At 61.0% G+C, this 14,565-nt stretch carries 17 protein-coding genes; 6 read left to right on the top strand and 11 right to left on the bottom strand.

Annotation, left to right across the window (positions count from 1 at the left end; genetic code table 11):
• Window positions 1-20: 20 nt before the first annotated feature.
• A complete protein-coding gene (locus M0814_RS08230) occupies window positions 21-458 on the bottom strand; it encodes a multidrug/biocide efflux PACE transporter (RefSeq protein ID WP_103486047.1) in 438 nt (145 codons plus the stop codon).
• An 89-nt stretch (window positions 459-547) separates the two neighbouring features.
• Here M0814_RS08230 and M0814_RS08225 point away from each other — a divergent pair, with 89 nt between their 5' ends.
• Window positions 548-1,402 carry a LysR family transcriptional regulator gene (locus M0814_RS08225; RefSeq protein ID WP_103486046.1) on the top strand — a complete coding sequence of 285 codons (855 nt, stop codon included), beginning with the start codon at window positions 548-550 and terminating at the stop codon, window positions 1,400-1,402.
• A gap of 96 nt (window positions 1,403-1,498) precedes the next feature.
• Here the strand turns inward: M0814_RS08225 and M0814_RS08220 are convergent, their stop codons facing one another.
• The gene (locus M0814_RS08220) at window positions 1,499-2,335 is read right to left on the bottom strand and encodes a LysR family transcriptional regulator (RefSeq protein ID WP_045122600.1); all 837 of its coding nucleotides are present in this window, start codon (window positions 2,333-2,335) and stop codon (window positions 1,499-1,501) included.
• Window positions 2,336-2,446: 111 nt separating this feature from the next.
• On the opposite strand from M0814_RS08220, the gene M0814_RS08215 reads away from it, so the two are divergent.
• Entirely contained in the window at window positions 2,447-3,172 is a 726-nt protein-coding gene (locus tag M0814_RS08215) for an SDR family oxidoreductase (protein WP_103486045.1), read from the top strand.
• Window positions 3,173-3,294: 122 nt separating this feature from the next.
• Here the strand turns inward: M0814_RS08215 and M0814_RS08210 are convergent, their stop codons facing one another.
• The 3 genes from M0814_RS08210 to M0814_RS08200 are packed head-to-tail and all read right to left on the bottom strand — an operon-like array spanning window position 3,295 to window position 5,327.
• Window positions 3,295-4,524, bottom strand: coding sequence for an RNA polymerase sigma factor (locus M0814_RS08210; protein WP_103486044.1), 1,230 nt, complete (start codon window positions 4,522-4,524; stop codon window positions 3,295-3,297).
• A complete protein-coding gene (locus tag M0814_RS08205; RefSeq protein ID WP_003227360.1) occupies window positions 4,517-4,861 on the bottom strand; it encodes a YciI family protein in 345 nt (114 codons plus the stop codon). Before M0814_RS08205 ends, M0814_RS08210 begins: the two co-directional genes overlap by 8 nt.
• Before the next feature lie 40 nt (window positions 4,862-4,901).
• Window positions 4,902-5,327, bottom strand: a complete 426-nt coding sequence (locus M0814_RS08200) for a nuclear transport factor 2 family protein (RefSeq protein ID WP_103486043.1) — start codon at window positions 5,325-5,327, stop codon at window positions 4,902-4,904.
• A 142-nt stretch (window positions 5,328-5,469) separates the two neighbouring features.
• On the opposite strand from M0814_RS08200, the gene M0814_RS08195 reads away from it, so the two are divergent.
• Complete coding sequence (locus M0814_RS08195) at window positions 5,470-5,955, top strand: GNAT family N-acetyltransferase (protein WP_103486042.1); 486 nt, start codon at window positions 5,470-5,472, stop codon at window positions 5,953-5,955.
• Between the two features lie 170 nt (window positions 5,956-6,125).
• Here M0814_RS08195 and M0814_RS08190 read toward each other — a convergent pair whose 3' ends face one another.
• The 3 genes from M0814_RS08190 to M0814_RS08180 all read right to left on the bottom strand — a co-directional run bounded on the left by M0814_RS08190 (window position 6,126) and on the right by M0814_RS08180 (window position 8,163).
• Window positions 6,126-6,614 (bottom strand): GNAT family N-acetyltransferase, encoded by a 489-nt coding sequence (locus M0814_RS08190; protein ID WP_103486041.1) that lies wholly within the window; start codon window positions 6,612-6,614, stop codon window positions 6,126-6,128.
• Window positions 6,615-6,937: 323 nt separating this feature from the next.
• Window positions 6,938-7,432, bottom strand: a complete 495-nt coding sequence (locus tag M0814_RS08185) for a GyrI-like domain-containing protein (RefSeq protein WP_003227370.1) — start codon at window positions 7,430-7,432, stop codon at window positions 6,938-6,940.
• 68 nt (window positions 7,433-7,500) lie between these two features.
• Entirely contained in the window at window positions 7,501-8,163 is a 663-nt protein-coding gene (locus M0814_RS08180) for a LysE family transporter (protein WP_003227372.1), read from the bottom strand.
• Window positions 8,164-8,299: 136 nt separating this feature from the next.
• On the opposite strand from M0814_RS08180, the gene alaC reads away from it, so the two are divergent.
• A complete protein-coding gene (gene alaC, locus M0814_RS08175; RefSeq protein WP_003227374.1) occupies window positions 8,300-9,514 on the top strand; it encodes an alanine transaminase in 1,215 nt (404 codons plus the stop codon).
• Between the two features lie 183 nt (window positions 9,515-9,697).
• On the opposite strand, the gene M0814_RS08170 is transcribed toward alaC, so the two are convergent.
• Window positions 9,698-11,053: a GntP family permease gene (locus tag M0814_RS08170; protein WP_003227376.1), complete on the bottom strand. Its 1,356-nt coding sequence runs from the start codon at window positions 11,051-11,053 to the stop codon at window positions 9,698-9,700.
• Between the two features lie 82 nt (window positions 11,054-11,135).
• On the bottom strand, window positions 11,136-11,669 hold the full coding sequence (locus tag M0814_RS08165) for a gluconokinase (RefSeq protein ID WP_003227379.1): 534 nt from the start codon (window positions 11,667-11,669) through the stop codon (window positions 11,136-11,138).
• A gap of 216 nt (window positions 11,670-11,885) precedes the next feature.
• Here M0814_RS08165 and M0814_RS08160 point away from each other — a divergent pair, with 216 nt between their 5' ends.
• The gene (locus M0814_RS08160) at window positions 11,886-12,917 is read left to right on the top strand and encodes a LacI family DNA-binding transcriptional regulator (protein WP_045122601.1); all 1,032 of its coding nucleotides are present in this window, start codon (window positions 11,886-11,888) and stop codon (window positions 12,915-12,917) included.
• Between the two features lie 158 nt (window positions 12,918-13,075).
• On the opposite strand, the gene M0814_RS08155 is transcribed toward M0814_RS08160, so the two are convergent.
• Complete coding sequence (locus M0814_RS08155; protein ID WP_103486040.1) at window positions 13,076-13,948, bottom strand: LysR family transcriptional regulator; 873 nt, start codon at window positions 13,946-13,948, stop codon at window positions 13,076-13,078.
• A gap of 122 nt (window positions 13,949-14,070) precedes the next feature.
• Here M0814_RS08155 and M0814_RS08150 point away from each other — a divergent pair, with 122 nt between their 5' ends.
• Window positions 14,071-14,511, top strand: coding sequence for a PACE efflux transporter (locus tag M0814_RS08150; RefSeq protein ID WP_003227382.1), 441 nt, complete (start codon window positions 14,071-14,073; stop codon window positions 14,509-14,511).
• Window positions 14,512-14,565 lie beyond the last annotated feature (54 nt).

Below are 14,565 nucleotides of genomic sequence, written 5' to 3'. Positions count from 1 at the left end.
GCATTCGCCACAGGTTGTGCTTATCCCGCGCATACCCGGCGGGTCACGAGGCGCTCGCGCACCACGTCATACCCCCAGTGATACACATAGGTGTACGGCAGGAAAAACAGCAGCACGCCGATGTCCAGCAAGAACGCCTGCCACAGGCTGACCGACAGCCACCAGGCAATCAGCGGAACGCCCATCACGATCAACCCGCCTTCAAACAACAGCGCGTGGACCACCCGCGTCCAGGCGTTGTGCGCGACGTTCAGGCGCTTGAGCATGCGGTCGAAAAAACCGTTGAACAGCACGTTCCACGCCAGCGCCAGCAGAGCGATCAGCACGGTTACGGCGCCCATGTCCAACAGCGGCTTGTCCATGATCCACGCCAGCAACGGCGTGCAGATCAGGATCGCCAGAAACTCGAAACCGATGGCCTGAAAGATACGTTCAACAATGGATTTGTTAGCCGTCATGGCCTGACTCCTTGAGTGAAGAGAGTTGCCATGATCGGCCCTCACACCGATACTTCATAACCAATAACCATCGATCAAGGCGATAGTTCATGGCTTCGCAAGAAGTGTTGCTGGCGTTTGTCCAAGCCGCCACTCAAGGTTCGTTTTCGGCGGCGGCGCGCAAACTGGGGCGCAGTCAGTCGACCATCAGTGCTGCGGTGGCGAGCCTGGAGATCGATCTGGATCTGGTGCTGTTCGACCGCAGCAGCCGCAAACCGACGCTGACCCCGGCCGGTCATGTGATGCTGCAACGGGCCGAGGCGATTCTGGCGGCCACCAGTCGTCTGCAAATGACCGCCCGCCAACTGGCCGAAGGCGTCGAGCCGAAGCTGACCGTGGCGATTTCCGACACCTATCAATCGGCGCGTTTCGAGGCGGCGCTGGTCGGCTTCGAACAGCGCTATCCGGATCTGGAACTGGAATGCCTGATCGCCGAGTGCGACGACTTGATCGAGTTGGTCCAGCGTGGCCGCGCGCACCTGGCGTTTGCCGAAATGCAGGACACCTATCCGCCGGATCTGGTGACCTCGACCGTCGCCGAGCGCACGGACCTGGCGCTGTTCGTCAAACGTGATCATGTGTTGACCGGCATCGAATGTGTCGACCAGCAAGTGCTGGAGCAGCATCGCGAGTTGCGCCTGGCGACCATCGTCAATCCCTATGACAGCCGGGCGAAGGGCCGGGTATGGTCGGCGCCGAGTTACCTGATGCTGATGGAGATGGCGGAAATGGGTTTCGGCTGGGCGGCGTTGCCGCGCTGGCTGGTGGCGCGCTTCGGCAACGACACGCTGGTGGAGTTGACGGTGCGTGGCTGGCCGCGGCCGGTGTATGTCGATGCATTGTGGTCGCGGACTTATCCGCCGGGGCCGGCGGGAAGTTGGTTGCTTAGCAAGATGCTGGAATAGGTGGTGCGCCCCTTCGCGAGCAGGCTCGCTTCCACAAGGATTTTGTGAACACCACAGATCCAATGTGGGAGCGAGCCTGCTCGCGAAAGCGATCGGTCAGGCCGCTGCAATTTCCACCGGCCGGTTCTCCTGAAAATACGCCTGCAACCCACGCATCGCCGGCAATTCCAGCGCCTGCGCCGCATAGCACAAGCCGACCCGGCGAGTCGGCGCCGGCAAGTGCAGCGCACGTACCACCACCCGCGCATGCCCGCTGACGAGCGACTGCGGCAACATCGCCACGCCGACACCCGCCGCGACCATGTGCAGCGCCTGCTGCAACGAGCCCGCATGCCCCGCCACCGCCTCCGGCGAACGCCCGTACAACGCCATCAAGCGCTGATGCGACGGATGCTGCGGGCAGGTGATCCAGTCTTCAATCGGCGCCCATCCGGCCTGCGCCACCGCCATCGGATGCTCCAGCGGCAGCGCCATCACATAGGGTTCTTCCCACAGCGGCAGGAACAGTTCGTCCTCGCAGCACATCTCCTCCACCGCCAGCCGCCCGTCACCGTGACAGCCCTCCTCCAGCGTCAGCAGCAGATTCGGCAAGGCCTGATGGGCCATGCGCACGAAGGCTTCGATGTGGCTGGCGGCGATGTCGCCTTCGATGCCGAGGGTCAGCGGCGCGCGGTTCTCGCCGCCGCGAAACATCCGGCTCAAGGCTTCGGCCTCAGCGACCATGCGCCGCGCCTGCGGGTACAGCAACCGCGCCTCGGCGCTGACCTCGACCCCACGCGGTTGACGCACGAACAGCGTCGCGCCGAGTTCTTCTTCAAGCTGCCTGATGGTCACCGACAGGGTCGGCTGACTGATGAACAAGCGTTGTGCCGCTGCCGTGATGTTGCGTTCTTCGAACACCGCGAGGAAGGCTTTGAGGTGACGGATATCCATAGGTGATTCCGATGACAGACAGAGGAATAAGGCATTTTTCAGCCGAGAACGCGCTAAATATACTGCGCCCGGCATTCAGTCATTTGATTTTCTTATTTCAGGAGTTCACGTATGAGCAAGCCATTGATCATCATCACCGGCGCCAGTTCGGGCATTGGCTCAGCCGCCGCTCGCCGTTTCAGCGCTGCCGGGCATCCGTTGTTGCTGCTGGCGCGCCGGATCGAACGCCTGGAGGCGCTGGAGTTGCCGAACAGCCTCAGCCGTCAGGTCGACATCACTGATCGCGCCGCACTGCTCGCGGCAGTCGCCGAAGCAGAAGCAAAATTCGGCCCGGCCGACGCGCTGATCAACAACGCCGGCGTGATGCTGCTGGGCGCGATGAGCGAGCAGGATCCGGCGCAGTGGGAGCAGATGCTCGACGTCAATGTGAAGGGTCTGCTCAACGGCGTGCATGCCGTCGTCGCCGGGATGGTCGAACGCAAGCACGGCACGATCATCAATGTCAGCTCGGTGGCCGGGCGCAAGACTTTCCCGAATCACGTCGCGTATGTCGGCACCAAGTTCGCGGTGCATGGTTTGTCGGAAAACCTGCGCGAAGAACTGGCGCCGCACAACGTGCGCGTGACCACCATTGCACCGGGTGCGGTGGAGACCGAATTGCTCAGCCACACCACCGATGAGGCGATCAAAACCGGCTATCAGGCGTGGAAGCAGGAGATGGGCGGCACGGTATTGAGCGCCGAGGATGTGGCGACGGCGATTGCCTATGCGTATGAGCAGCCGCAGGGCGTGTGCATTCGCGAGATCGTGCTGGCTGCGACCCGGCAGCAAGCCTGATGGTTTGAGGTCGGCTGCACTGGCCCCTTCGCGAGCAAGCCCGCTCCCACAGTTGACCGCGTTCCAACTGTGGGAGCGGGCTTGCTCGCGAAAGGGCCGGCACTGCGAATGAACATCTCGGATCAATCCAGTTCGCGAAGCCGCCCCTCGATAAACCGCCGCTCCGGCTCCTGCCGGGTCAGTTCCAGGACTCGCAAATAAGCCGCCCGCGCCTGCTCCACCCGACCCAACTGCCGACAAAACTCCGCCCGCGCCGAATGCGCCAGGTGGTAATCCTGCAACTCGCCGCGATCCAGGATCCCCTCGATCAGCGTCAGCCCCGCCAACGCCCCATCGCGCTTGGCCACCGCCACCGCACGGTTCAACTCGATCACCGGCGACGGCGACGCCCGCAACAACACGTCATACAGACCCACGATCTGCTGCCAATCCGTTTCCGTCGCTGACGGCGCTTCGGCGTGCACCGCCGCTATTGCCGCTTGCAGACAATACGGCCCGAAGCGTCGAGTGGTCAGCGCCCGCTCCACCAGCGCGCAGCCTTCGGCGATCAACCCGGCATCCCAGTGCGAACGATCCTGGTCATCCAGCAGCACCAGTTCACCACTGGGCGAAGTGCGCGCCGGCCGACGTGACTCGTGCAACAGCATCAGCGCGAGCAAGCCCATGACCTCCGGTTCCGGCAGCAGCTCCATCAGCAACCGCCCGAGCCGGATCGCCTCGCGGGTCAGCTCTTCACGCGTCACCTCCGCCCCCATCGACGCCGAATAGCCTTCGTTGAACACCAGATAAATCACCCGTAGCACGCTGTCGAGGCGCTCGGGCAACTCGCTCAGGCTGGGGACTTGATAAGGGATTCTGGCGTCGCGAATCTTGGCCTTGGCGCGCACGATGCGCTGGGCAATCGCCGCCGGCGCCGAGAGAAACGCGCGGGCGATTTCCTCGGTGGTCAGGTCGCAGACTTCACGCAGGGTCAGCGGCACTTGCGCATCCGCCGCCAGCGCCGGGTGACAGCAGGTGAAGATCAGCCGCAGGCGGTCGTCTTCCACATCTTCACCACTCCAGTCGCTCTGTTCCAGTTCTTCGAGCTGCGCCAGCAACAGCGGCTGCGAGGCCTTGAAGCGGGCACGGCGGCGCAACACATCGATGGCCTTGAAGCGCCCGGTGGACACCAGCCAGGTACGCGGATTGTCCGGCACGCCGTCGCGCTGCCAGCGCTCGACCGCGACGAAGAACGCCTCGTGCAAGGCTTCTTCGGCGAGGTCGAAATCGCCGAGCAGACGAATCAGCGTCGCCAGAATCCGCCGCGAGTCTTCGCGATAGACCTGCTCGACCCGCACCCGGACGTCAGACATTCAACTGCCGGACCGGGCGCACTTCGACGCTGCCGACCCGGGCCGCCGGAATATGCCCGGCGACCTGAATCGCTTCGTTCAGATCCTTGGCGTCGATCAGGTAAAACCCGGCCAGTTGCTCCTTGGTTTCAGCGAACGGGCCATCGGTGATCGACAGCTTGCCGTTGCGCATACGCACCGTGGTCGCGGTCTGCACCGACTCCAGCGCTTCGGCCGCGACCATCCGCCCGCTGCCCTGAATCGACTCGGCGTAGGCCCAGCATTCGGCGTCTTCCGGGCTGTCGGGCGAGGTGTGCAACAGGCGCTCATCGCTGTAGACCAGGCATAGATACTTCATGGTTTTCTCCTGAATCGAACGGATCAACTATGGCTGAAGATCAGGGCTGCACATCGAACAGCGTGGTGCCGCTCATCGGATCGAACGGTGCCGACCAGTGCTCGTGGACAATCTTCCATGTCCCGCCCACTTGCCGATAACAGGCGGTGGCGCGCATCCAGCAGCTCTGGGTTTCACCCTTGTCGTTGGTACCGCCGCAATTGGCGACCCAATGGGCAAACGCGAGGTTGTCGGCAGTCTCGATGGCGATCTCGTGGAACTCGAAAACGTGCGGGCCGGAACACATCTCCATGCAGGCTTCCCAGTGTGCGCGGTAGGCCGCTTTGCCCTTGAATTGCAGGGCCTTGATCGCGTCGAAGGAGAGAATGTCATCGGCATACAACGCCATGACCTTCTCGACGTTCTTGGTCATCACCGCTTCGCGGTAAGTGTTGATCAGTGCCTGGATTTCAGTCTGTGCGCTCATGGTGTTCTCCGTGGTTTTTGTGGTGAAGACACCCTTAGTCGTTCGGCCATCGAGCAGATCGACAGACGAAACAAAACATTTCCGCCGAAGACAAAATCGCTAGAATCCGAGGCTCATCTTTTGTAGGAAAAAGGAAATTCCCGTGTCAGCCCAACTCGTGCCGTACGACAGCCTGAACGCCTTGCAGCGTCAGCAAGTCGAGGCGATTGAAATTCATCCCGAGCAGATCAAATTCTCCGGCGACATTCACGGCGCGTTGCACACGCTGCTGTCCAAACCCGGTCCTGGCGTAAAGGGTTTCGCGCTGCTGGCCGATCAGGTGCCGGTGGCGTTCCTGCTGCTCAAGCGCCCGCCCGTGCTGCCGGCCTGGGCCAATGAACACAGCGCCACCCTGCACGCCTTGCAGGTCGATCACCGCGCGCAAGGCAAGGGTTACGGCAAGGCCTGCCTGCAAGCGCTGGCCGACGTGGCACGCGAAGCATGGCCGGAGATCAAGGGGCTGGAACTGTCGGTGGACGCCGATAACGACGCGGCGATTGCGCTGTACGCCAGATACGGTTTCGTCGACAGCGGCGAAGCGTACAAGGGCCGGATCGGGTACGAGCGGCGCATGGGGCTGTTTTTCTAAAATCATCAAGGGATGCACGACGATGTTACGGCCTGCCCACGACCGAAAAAAGTACGTAATCCCCTTGTAGGAGCTGCCGCAGGCTGCGATCTTTTGATCTTGATCTTCTTAACAGCAAGATCAAAAGATCGCAGCCTTCGGCAGCTCCTACAGTTTTGAATGGTGTTGGCTTATAGGGTCAGGATCATCTCGTGCCACGCCATCCCGCCATGGTCTGACTCTGACGGCTTGATATAGGCAAAGCCAAACCCGGCATACAGCGGAATGTGCTTCTCTTTGCACATCAGGTGAATCGTCGCTTTATCCATCCCGCGCATGCGTTCGATGAAGTCGGCCATCAGCCGCTTGGCCAGGCCCTGCCCCTGATAGTCCGGGTGCACCACCACCGACATGATCACCACGTTCGGGCCCTTCGGATCATGGCCGATCAGTTCCTTGAACGCCTCGTCCGACATCTGCACGTCGAACGCCGCGCCCGAGTTGATGAAACCGGCGACCACGCCGTCCACTTCGGCGACGATGAAACCCTCTGGCCAAGTGGCAATGCGCGTGGCGATCTTTTCGCGGGTGGCGGCTTCATCGCCTTCGTAGGCAACGGTTTCGATCGCGTAGCAGCGATCCAGGTCGGCGTCGGTGACGTTGCGGATGACGGTGTTCATGGCAGCTCGAAAATCAGCGGAGAAAAGTGCGCAAAGCATAAAGGAATAAGGTGTTCATATCGATCCGCACGGGGGGCGTAAAGCCTGCGTATAAGCGCTTTTCTTCGTGCGGGCGGCGGGCTATTTCTGCGGTGTGTCTCTGATCACCCTTGAGGGGAACCGCTTATGAGCAGCGTTGAAATCGGCCTGTTGATGGTGTTGGGCATCAGTACTTTCGGCTTTATCACCCTGGGCATTGACCTGTTGCGGGCGCGACGGGTGGGCAAGGGTAAACGCGGTTGAAAACATGAGGCGGATCAGTGATCCGCCTCATGTTTTATGGCTCACGCCTTGGTATCGACCGGCACACAGATTTCCAGTTTGCCGGTGTGCAGTCGCGGATTGAAATCGGCGCTGTAGCGTTCCAGCTCCGGGGCATTCAGTTCCACGTAGTGAGAGGTCGGCAGCCAGGTCTTGTAGATGTATTGCAAGGTCTGCGGCAACTGATCGAGCGGGCCCTTGTGCTCAAACACCGCGTACTGCCGGGGCAGCACTTCAACCCACTGGTAGATCTTCTGGTCGAGGTCATCGAGCTTGCTGATTTCCACCCCGGCGATGTAATCAAAGCCACCCTTGCCGTCGAAATTGCTGCAGACGCCGTAGGTCACTTCGTTTTTTTGTCCCTGTATCTTTCCCAGGTGCGGCAAGAACTTTTCCCACAGCGCAGGGATGTCCTTGGCGGTGTCTTGGGTAAATCGACCACGAAATCCTGCGATCAGCAGGAAGTGTCCATGTTCGAAGCGAGGTTCAGCCACTTCGACGCGTTTTTGCTCATCCATGACTCGACTCCTGGAACAAAAGAAGGGGTTCGGCTGCTGAGTATAGAAGCCAAACCCGATTCGCAATGTTACAGGGCGTGCAACTGGTCGGCAGCCCCGGAGCCAACGAACTCGTTATAACCGGATACGATCACGTAAACCGCGAAATAGCAGAAGATCGCCGCCGATGCCATGTAGGAATAGCGCAACAGCTTGTCACCCAGCAGCTTGCCGCCGTGGCTCGCGGCGAAGCACAGACCGGCCGACCACAGCAGCCCGGCGCAGAGGAAACCGCCGAGGAACAGCGCCGAGCTCAGCGGGCCGCCGCCACCGGAGCGGGCGATCAAGGTGCCGCCAACCGCAGCGAACCACAGAATCGCGCTTGGCGAGGACATGGCGAGGAAGATCCCGCGAAAGAACTCCTTGCGATGCGAGTTCTGCCCCACCTCCGCCGTCGCCGCCAACTGCGCCTCGTGGTGAATCGCCGAATAGATCATCTTCGCCGCAAAGTAGATCAGCAGCACCGACCCGCCGATCCACAGCACCCAGCGCACGGTTTCGTACTGCAACAGCACGGTCATCCCGGCCAGCGCCAACACCGCGTAGATCAGGTCGCCGACGCAGGTGCCGAGGCCCAGCGCGAAGCCCTGAAAGTAACCGCGCTGCATCGCCAACGTGATCATTGCGATGTTGGCCACGCCGATATCCAGGCACAGCGAGAGGCTCAGCAAGAAGCCGCTGGTGAATTCCATTAAGCATTTCCTTGGAAAAATTATTGTCGTGCACGCTGGACAGTCCGCCATCGCTGCCCTTATCTTCCGCCACAGGTCACCGCAGTGACCAGCGTCGCTCGGACGGTTCCGGGCGCTTACGTTATCCGAGGCAACAATGGCTGAACAAGGTTCGCCGCGCCGCTTTGCGCGCATTGATCGACTCCCCCCTTACGTTTTCAACATCACCGCCGAGCTGAAGATGGCCGCGCGGCGTCGTGGTGAAGACATCATCGACTTGAGCATGGGCAACCCCGACGGGGCCACACCGCCGCACATCGTCGAAAAACTGGTGCAGGTTGCACAGCGCGAAGACACCCACGGTTATTCCACGTCCAAGGGTATTCCGCGTCTGCGTCGGGCGATTTCCAACTGGTACAAGGAACGCTACGCGGTCGATATCGATCCGGAAAGCGAAGCCATTGTCACCATCGGTTCCAAGGAAGGCCTGGCGCACTTGATGCTGGCGACCCTGGATCAGGGCGACACGGTACTGGTGCCGAACCCGAGCTACCCGATTCACATCTACGGCGCAGTGATTGCCGGCGCTCAGGTGCGTTCGGTACCGCTGGTGCCTGGCGTGGACTTCTTCGCCGAGCTTGAGCGCGCTATTCGCGGCTCGATCCCGAAGCCGAAGATGATGATCCTCGGCTTCCCGTCCAACCCCACCGCGCAATGCGTGGAGCTGGATTTCTTCGAACGGGTGATCGCCCTCGCCAAACAGTACGACGTACTGGTGGTGCACGACCTGGCCTACGCCGACATCGTCTACGACGGCTGGAAAGCCCCGTCGATCATGCAGGTGCCCGGCGCCAAGGACATCGCGGTGGAGTTTTTCACCCTGTCCAAGAGCTACAACATGGCCGGCTGGCGCATCGGCTTCATGGTCGGCAACCCGGAACTGGTCAACGCGCTGGCGCGGATCAAGAGCTACCACGACTACGGCACCTTCACCCCGCTGCAGGTGGCGGCGATTGCTGCGCTGGAAGGCGATCAGCAATGCGTGCGCGACATCGCCGAGCAGTATCGCCAGCGTCGCAACGTGCTGGTCAAAGGCCTGCATGAGCTGGGCTGGATGGTCGAGAACCCGAAGGCTTCGATGTACGTCTGGGCGAAGATTCCCGAAGCTTATGCGCATCTGGGTTCGCTGGAGTTCGCCAAGAAGCTGCTGGCCGAGGCCAAGGTCTGCGTGTCGCCGGGGGTGGGTTTTGGTGAGTATGGTGATGATCACGTGCGCTTCGCGCTGATCGAAAACCAGGACCGGATTCGTCAGGCAGTGCGCGGGATTCGCGGGATGTTCCGGGCGGATGGATTAGCACCGAAAGCCGTCTGACAACACGTCACACTGTGGGAGCGGGCTTGCCCGCGAATGCGGTGGTTCAGACAACATTGATGTCGACTGACACGACGCCTTCGCGGGCAAGCCCGCTCCCACAGGGGTAATGTATTGAGCCTGATACCGTCACCCACAAAAAAACCGCATCGCTGCGGTTTTTTTGTGTCTGCAAGAAGCTGCTTAGACGAACAGCGACAACAGCAGGATAAAGCCCAACGCAACCACCGACAGGATGGTTTCCATCGCGGTCCAGGTCTTGAAGGTTTCGGCCACGGTCATGTTGAAGTACTGCTTCACCAGCCAGAAACCGGCGTCGTTCACGTGGGACAGGATCAGCGAGCCGGCGCCGGTGGCCAGCACCAGCAGTTCACGGTTGACGCCCGGGATCATCCCCACCACCGGCACCACGATGCCCGCGCCAGTGATGGTCGCCACGGTGGCCGAACCGGTAGCGATACGAATCACCGCCGCCACCAGCCACGCCAGCAGGATCGGCGAGATCTGCGCGCTGACCGCCATGTGGCCGATCACGTCGCCCACGCCGCTGGTCACCAGCATCTGCTTGAAGCCGCCACCGGCACCGATGATCAGGATGATCGCGGCGGTCGGCGCCAGGCTCGCGTCCAGCCACTTGAGGATCTGCTGCGAACCGATGCCCTGCTTGTGGCCAAAGGTGTACAGCGACAGCAGCAACGCCAGCAGCAGTGCGGAGATCGGGTGCCCGATCATGTCCATCCAGGTGCGGAAGAAGTGACCGTCCGGCAGCGCCACGTCAGCGAAGGTTTTCAGCAGCATCAGGAACACCGGCAGCAGCACGGTGATCAGGGTGATGCTGAAGCTTGGCAGCTTGGCCGACTCGTCGTTCTCACGGGCCAGTTGATCGACCAGCTCCTGATTCGGCGTGCCGGGAATGTGCTTGGCAATGAACGTACCGAAGATCGGACCGGCAATGATTGCAGTCGGCAGCGCGACGATCAGACCGTAGAGAATGGTCTTGCCGATGTCGGCGCCAAATACCCCGATCGCCAGCAGCGGGCCCGGGTGCGGGGGCACCAGACCGTGTACCGCAGACAGGCCAGCGAGCAGCGGGATACCGATCTTGATGATCGACACACCGGTACGCCGGGCGACGATGAACACCAACGGAATCAGCAACACGAAGCCGATTTCGAAGAACAGCGGAATACCCACCAGGAACGCGGCGAACATCATCGCCCACTGAACCCTTTCCTTGCCGAAGGCGCGGATCAGGGTCTGGGCGATCTGATCGGCACCACCGGATTCGGCCATCATTTTGCCGAGCATGGTGCCCAGCGCAAGGATGATCCCGACGAAACCGAGCACGCCACCAAAGCCGTCCTGGAACGCCTTGATAATGGTGCCGATCGGCATGCCGGACGTCAGCCCGAGAAAGGCAGCGGCAATGGTCAGGGAGATGAAGGGGTGAATCTTGAACTTGGTAATCAGGACAATCAGCCCGATTACCGTGACCACTGCATCAAGCAGCAGAAACGTGTCGTGGGACATGCCAAACATTGGGGGTGTCTCCTGGCTTGTTGTTGTTATTAAAGCGGGTTGAACAGAAATCGTGAGGACTGCGCTATCTGCATGAACACACTCATACCGCCTGTTTCAGACCATGGGCCTGCCACCAGACATGGGCTTGCGCGGCAAGCTCTTCAACACTGTGGATCGAAGCATTCAGCGCCAGGGTCAGCGGCTCGCCGACCGGCGATTCGAGGGTGGCGAACTGGCTTTCGATCAGCGTCGCCGGCATGAAGTGGCCCGGGCGATGCGATACGCGGTCGGCGGCCACTTCCGGGGTCAGCTCCAGGAACACGAAGCCCAGGCCCGGCAAGGCACTGCGCAGCACTTCGCGATAACTGTGTTTGAGGGCCGAACAGGTCAGCACCGGACGCTCGCCAAGGGCGTCGACACGGCGCAGTTCATCGCACAGGCTGTCGAGCCAGCCGGCACGGTCGTCGTCGTTCAGGGGGATCCCCGCGCTCATCTTTTCGATGTTGGCGGCCGGATGAAAAGTATCGCCTTCAATGGCAGTGGCGCCGCTCAATTGGCACAGGGCCTCGCTGACGCACGTCTTGCCGCAACCGGCAACGCCCATGATGACCAGGGCGGTGATGGGATGACTCATATAACACCTCAGCGCGCAGACAGCGCTACCTTTGCTAGCTATGACTCTAGTGCACAGGCAGAAGTTGCCGACGCCTTCTTGTCGTTTTTTTGGGTTGCAGCAGGTTTGCGCCCCAACGCCAAAAAGCGAGATCAGGCAGGACCTCGCTTACGCATTTGCAGCTGCATCAGGACAGCGCTACCTTAGTGCCTTGATTTTTGTTTGGCAAGCCGCCCGATGACCACCCCTAAAAACGATAAAAACACTCGCACCACCGGCCGTCCCACCCTTAATGAAGTTGCCCGCCTCGCCGGCGTGAGCCCGATTACCGCCTCCCGTGCCCTGCGCGGGGTCAGCACCGTGGCCACCGAACTGGTGGAAAAAGTGCAGAAAGCCGCGCTCGAACTCAACTACGTGGTCAACCCTGCCGCCCGCGCATTGGCCTCGGCGCAGAGCCATTCGGTGGTGGTCCTGGTGCCATCGCTGTCCAACCTGTTGTTCATCGATACGCTGGAAGCCATTCATCGGGTACTCACGCCCAAGGGCTTCGAAGTGCTGATCGGCAACTTCCACTACTCACGCGATGAAGAAGAAAACCTGTTGCGCAACTACATGGCCTATCAGCCGCGCGGTTTGCTGCTGACCGGCTTCGACCGCACTGAAAGTTCGCGGCGGATGATCGAGGCCAGCAACATTCCCTGTGTGTACATGATGGAACTGGACAGCGCCGCCGGGGTGAATTGCGTGGGTTTCTCCCAGCTCAATGCCGGCGAAACCGCTGCCGAACATTTGCTCTCTCGTGGGCGCAAGCGTCTGGCCTACATCGGCGCACAACTCGATCAGCGCACTTTGTTGCGCGGCGAAGGTTTCCGCAAAGCCCTGCAAAAGGCCGGTCGCTACGACCCGGATCTGGAAGTGCTGACCCCACGTTCCTCGTCCGTGGGCCTGGGCGGCGAGCTGTTCCTGCAACTGCTGGCGGCGCATCCGGACGTTGATGCGATCTTCTTTGGTAACGACGACCTCGCGCAGGGTGCGCTGCTGGAAGCGTTGCGCAATGGGATCAGGATCCCCGAGCAGGTGGCGATCCTCGGCTTCAACGACTTGCCGATGTCCGAACACATGGTGCCGCGCCTGAGCAGCATCAACACCCCGCGCGAGGCAATCGGCCGGCGCGCGGCGGAGCAGATGTTGACGCTGATGGCCGGCAACAGCGTGGCGCGACCGGTTGAGGATATGGGCTTCGAGTTGAAGATTCGCGAGAGTACTTGACCTCTGAAATCCCTCGGATGGTCACAAATGCCAAGGTGAAACCCAATCTCCCTGTGGGAGCGGGCTTGCTCGCGAAGGCGGTGTGCCAGATAAGCAAATGCCAGCTGACACGACGCCTTCGCGAGCAAGCCCGCTCCTACAGGGGGTTTGTGTTGGGCTCAGTGGCCGAGCAATTCGACGAGGGCCAACGCGCCCTTCTGCAGCGGCTGGCTCTTGAGCCACACCGCGTGCACCGGCAGCACCAGGCCATTCTCGATATTGCGGAAATTCAGCCGCTTCAAGCGCCCGCTGTCCAGCCACGGCTGCACCACCGACAACGGAAAATTGCCCCAGCCCAGTCCCGCCTCGACCATCTCCAGCGCCGCCTCCAGGGTGTCGGTGCGCCAGTGCGATTCGGCCACCAATGGCCGGGTCTCGCTGATCGGCAAGTCGCGGCTGGCGACGACGATCTGCCGCACATGCACCAGGTCTTCGAGAAACAGATCCTGCCCCTGCAACAACGGACTGTCCGCCGCCAGCGTGGCGATCATCCGTTCGCTGCCGACAAACTGAAAACGCTCCAGTACGTTCATGCTCAACCCGGCAAACGCCAGACAGACGCTGACACGACCTCTGTGCAGCATCGCCAGCACGTCGTCCTGCGGTGCGGTCAGCACTTCAATGTCGAGCAGCGGATGGCGCTCGGCAATCACCTTGATCGCGGCGAGCAAGCGGCGCCGGTCAATGTCCGCGACCACGCCAATCGACAACTTGCTCTCCAGCCCCAGTGACAGCTCCACTGCGTGCACTTGCAGCTGCTTGAGCTGCTCGGCGATCAGCCGCGCATGCGGCACCAGTGACAGCGCCATCGCGGTCGGTTGGGGTTCGCGATGGCTGCGGTCGAACAGCGGATAGCCGAGCTCCGCCTCAAGATTGCCGATGCCCATGCTGACTGCCGAAGGTACCCGGCCCAAAGCGCGGGCAGCAGCGGAGAACGAGCCACGCTCGATCACCGCCAGAAACAGTTCGATGCTGTCGCTGTTGAAATTCACTTCACCTACCTATCAGCAAAACTGAAAGCTTCTGACTTTTTCTGTCACGTCTATTGAAGCTATCTTTCGCCGTCTTCGCCAGTCCCGCTGGCCAACACGTTGCAACAAAGAGGCAAATCCCCATGCAAGGCGTCAAACGCAAACTGGTCTACGTGTCGCTATACGAAGTGATCGGCATGACCTTCTCGGCCCTCGGTCTGGCGCTGCTGTCCGGCACTTCGCCCGGCAGCACCGGCCCACTGGCGGTGATTATCACCACCATCGCGGTGACCTGGAATTTCATCTATACCTCGCTGTTCGAGCACTGGGAAAGCCGCCAGAAGTCGCGCACCCGCACGGTCAAACGGCGCATCGCCCACGCCGTGGGTTTTCAACTGACGCTGATCGTGTTCCTGATTCCGCTGATCGCCTGGTGGATGAACATCAGTCTGGTGCAGGCATTCCTGCTGGATCTGGCATTGATCATCTTCATCCCGTGCTACACGTTTGCCTTCAACTGGCTGTTCGATCGCCTCTTCGGCTTGCCGGCCTCAGCGCTGCCCGATTCGGCCGCTGCGGCATAAATCGTTAATTCGTAAGCAGTTATTGCAAAAAATCGGCGGTATTCCCGGGAAAAC

The organism is Pseudomonas sp. MWU12-2020, from assembly GCF_023100605.1.
In the GTDB taxonomy this organism is placed as follows: Bacteria; Pseudomonadota; Gammaproteobacteria; order Pseudomonadales; family Pseudomonadaceae; genus Aquipseudomonas; species Aquipseudomonas fluorescens_H.
The sequence above is the reverse complement of the archived record's forward strand: the minus strand, read 5'-3'. Positions and strand labels throughout refer to the sequence as shown.

Coding starts and splice junctions, on each gene's coding strand:
- M0814_RS08230 (WP_103486047.1), bottom strand. CDS start 458: ATGACGGCTAACAAATCCATTGTTGAACGTATCTTTCAGGCCATCGGT.
- M0814_RS08225 (WP_103486046.1), top strand. CDS start 548: ATGGCTTCGCAAGAAGTGTTGCTGGCGTTTGTCCAAGCCGCCACTCAA.
- M0814_RS08220 (WP_045122600.1), bottom strand. CDS start 2,335: ATGGATATCCGTCACCTCAAAGCCTTCCTCGCGGTGTTCGAAGAACGC.
- M0814_RS08215 (WP_103486045.1), top strand. CDS start 2,447: ATGAGCAAGCCATTGATCATCATCACCGGCGCCAGTTCGGGCATTGGC.
- M0814_RS08210 (WP_103486044.1), bottom strand. CDS start 4,524: ATGTCTGACGTCCGGGTGCGGGTCGAGCAGGTCTATCGCGAAGACTCG.
- M0814_RS08205 (WP_003227360.1), bottom strand. CDS start 4,861: ATGAAGTATCTATGCCTGGTCTACAGCGATGAGCGCCTGTTGCACACC.
- M0814_RS08200 (WP_103486043.1), bottom strand. CDS start 5,327: ATGAGCGCACAGACTGAAATCCAGGCACTGATCAACACTTACCGCGAA.
- M0814_RS08190 (WP_103486041.1), bottom strand. CDS start 6,614: ATGAACACCGTCATCCGCAACGTCACCGACGCCGACCTGGATCGCTGC.
- M0814_RS08185 (WP_003227370.1), bottom strand. CDS start 7,432: ATGGATGAGCAAAAACGCGTCGAAGTGGCTGAACCTCGCTTCGAACAT.
- M0814_RS08180 (WP_003227372.1), bottom strand. CDS start 8,163: ATGGAATTCACCAGCGGCTTCTTGCTGAGCCTCTCGCTGTGCCTGGAT.
- alaC (WP_003227374.1), top strand. CDS start 8,300: ATGGCTGAACAAGGTTCGCCGCGCCGCTTTGCGCGCATTGATCGACTC.
- M0814_RS08170 (WP_003227376.1), bottom strand. CDS start 11,053: ATGTTTGGCATGTCCCACGACACGTTTCTGCTGCTTGATGCAGTGGTC.
- M0814_RS08165 (WP_003227379.1), bottom strand. CDS start 11,669: ATGAGTCATCCCATCACCGCCCTGGTCATCATGGGCGTTGCCGGTTGC.
- M0814_RS08160 (WP_045122601.1), top strand. CDS start 11,886: ATGACCACCCCTAAAAACGATAAAAACACTCGCACCACCGGCCGTCCC.
- M0814_RS08150 (WP_003227382.1), top strand. CDS start 14,071: ATGCAAGGCGTCAAACGCAAACTGGTCTACGTGTCGCTATACGAAGTG.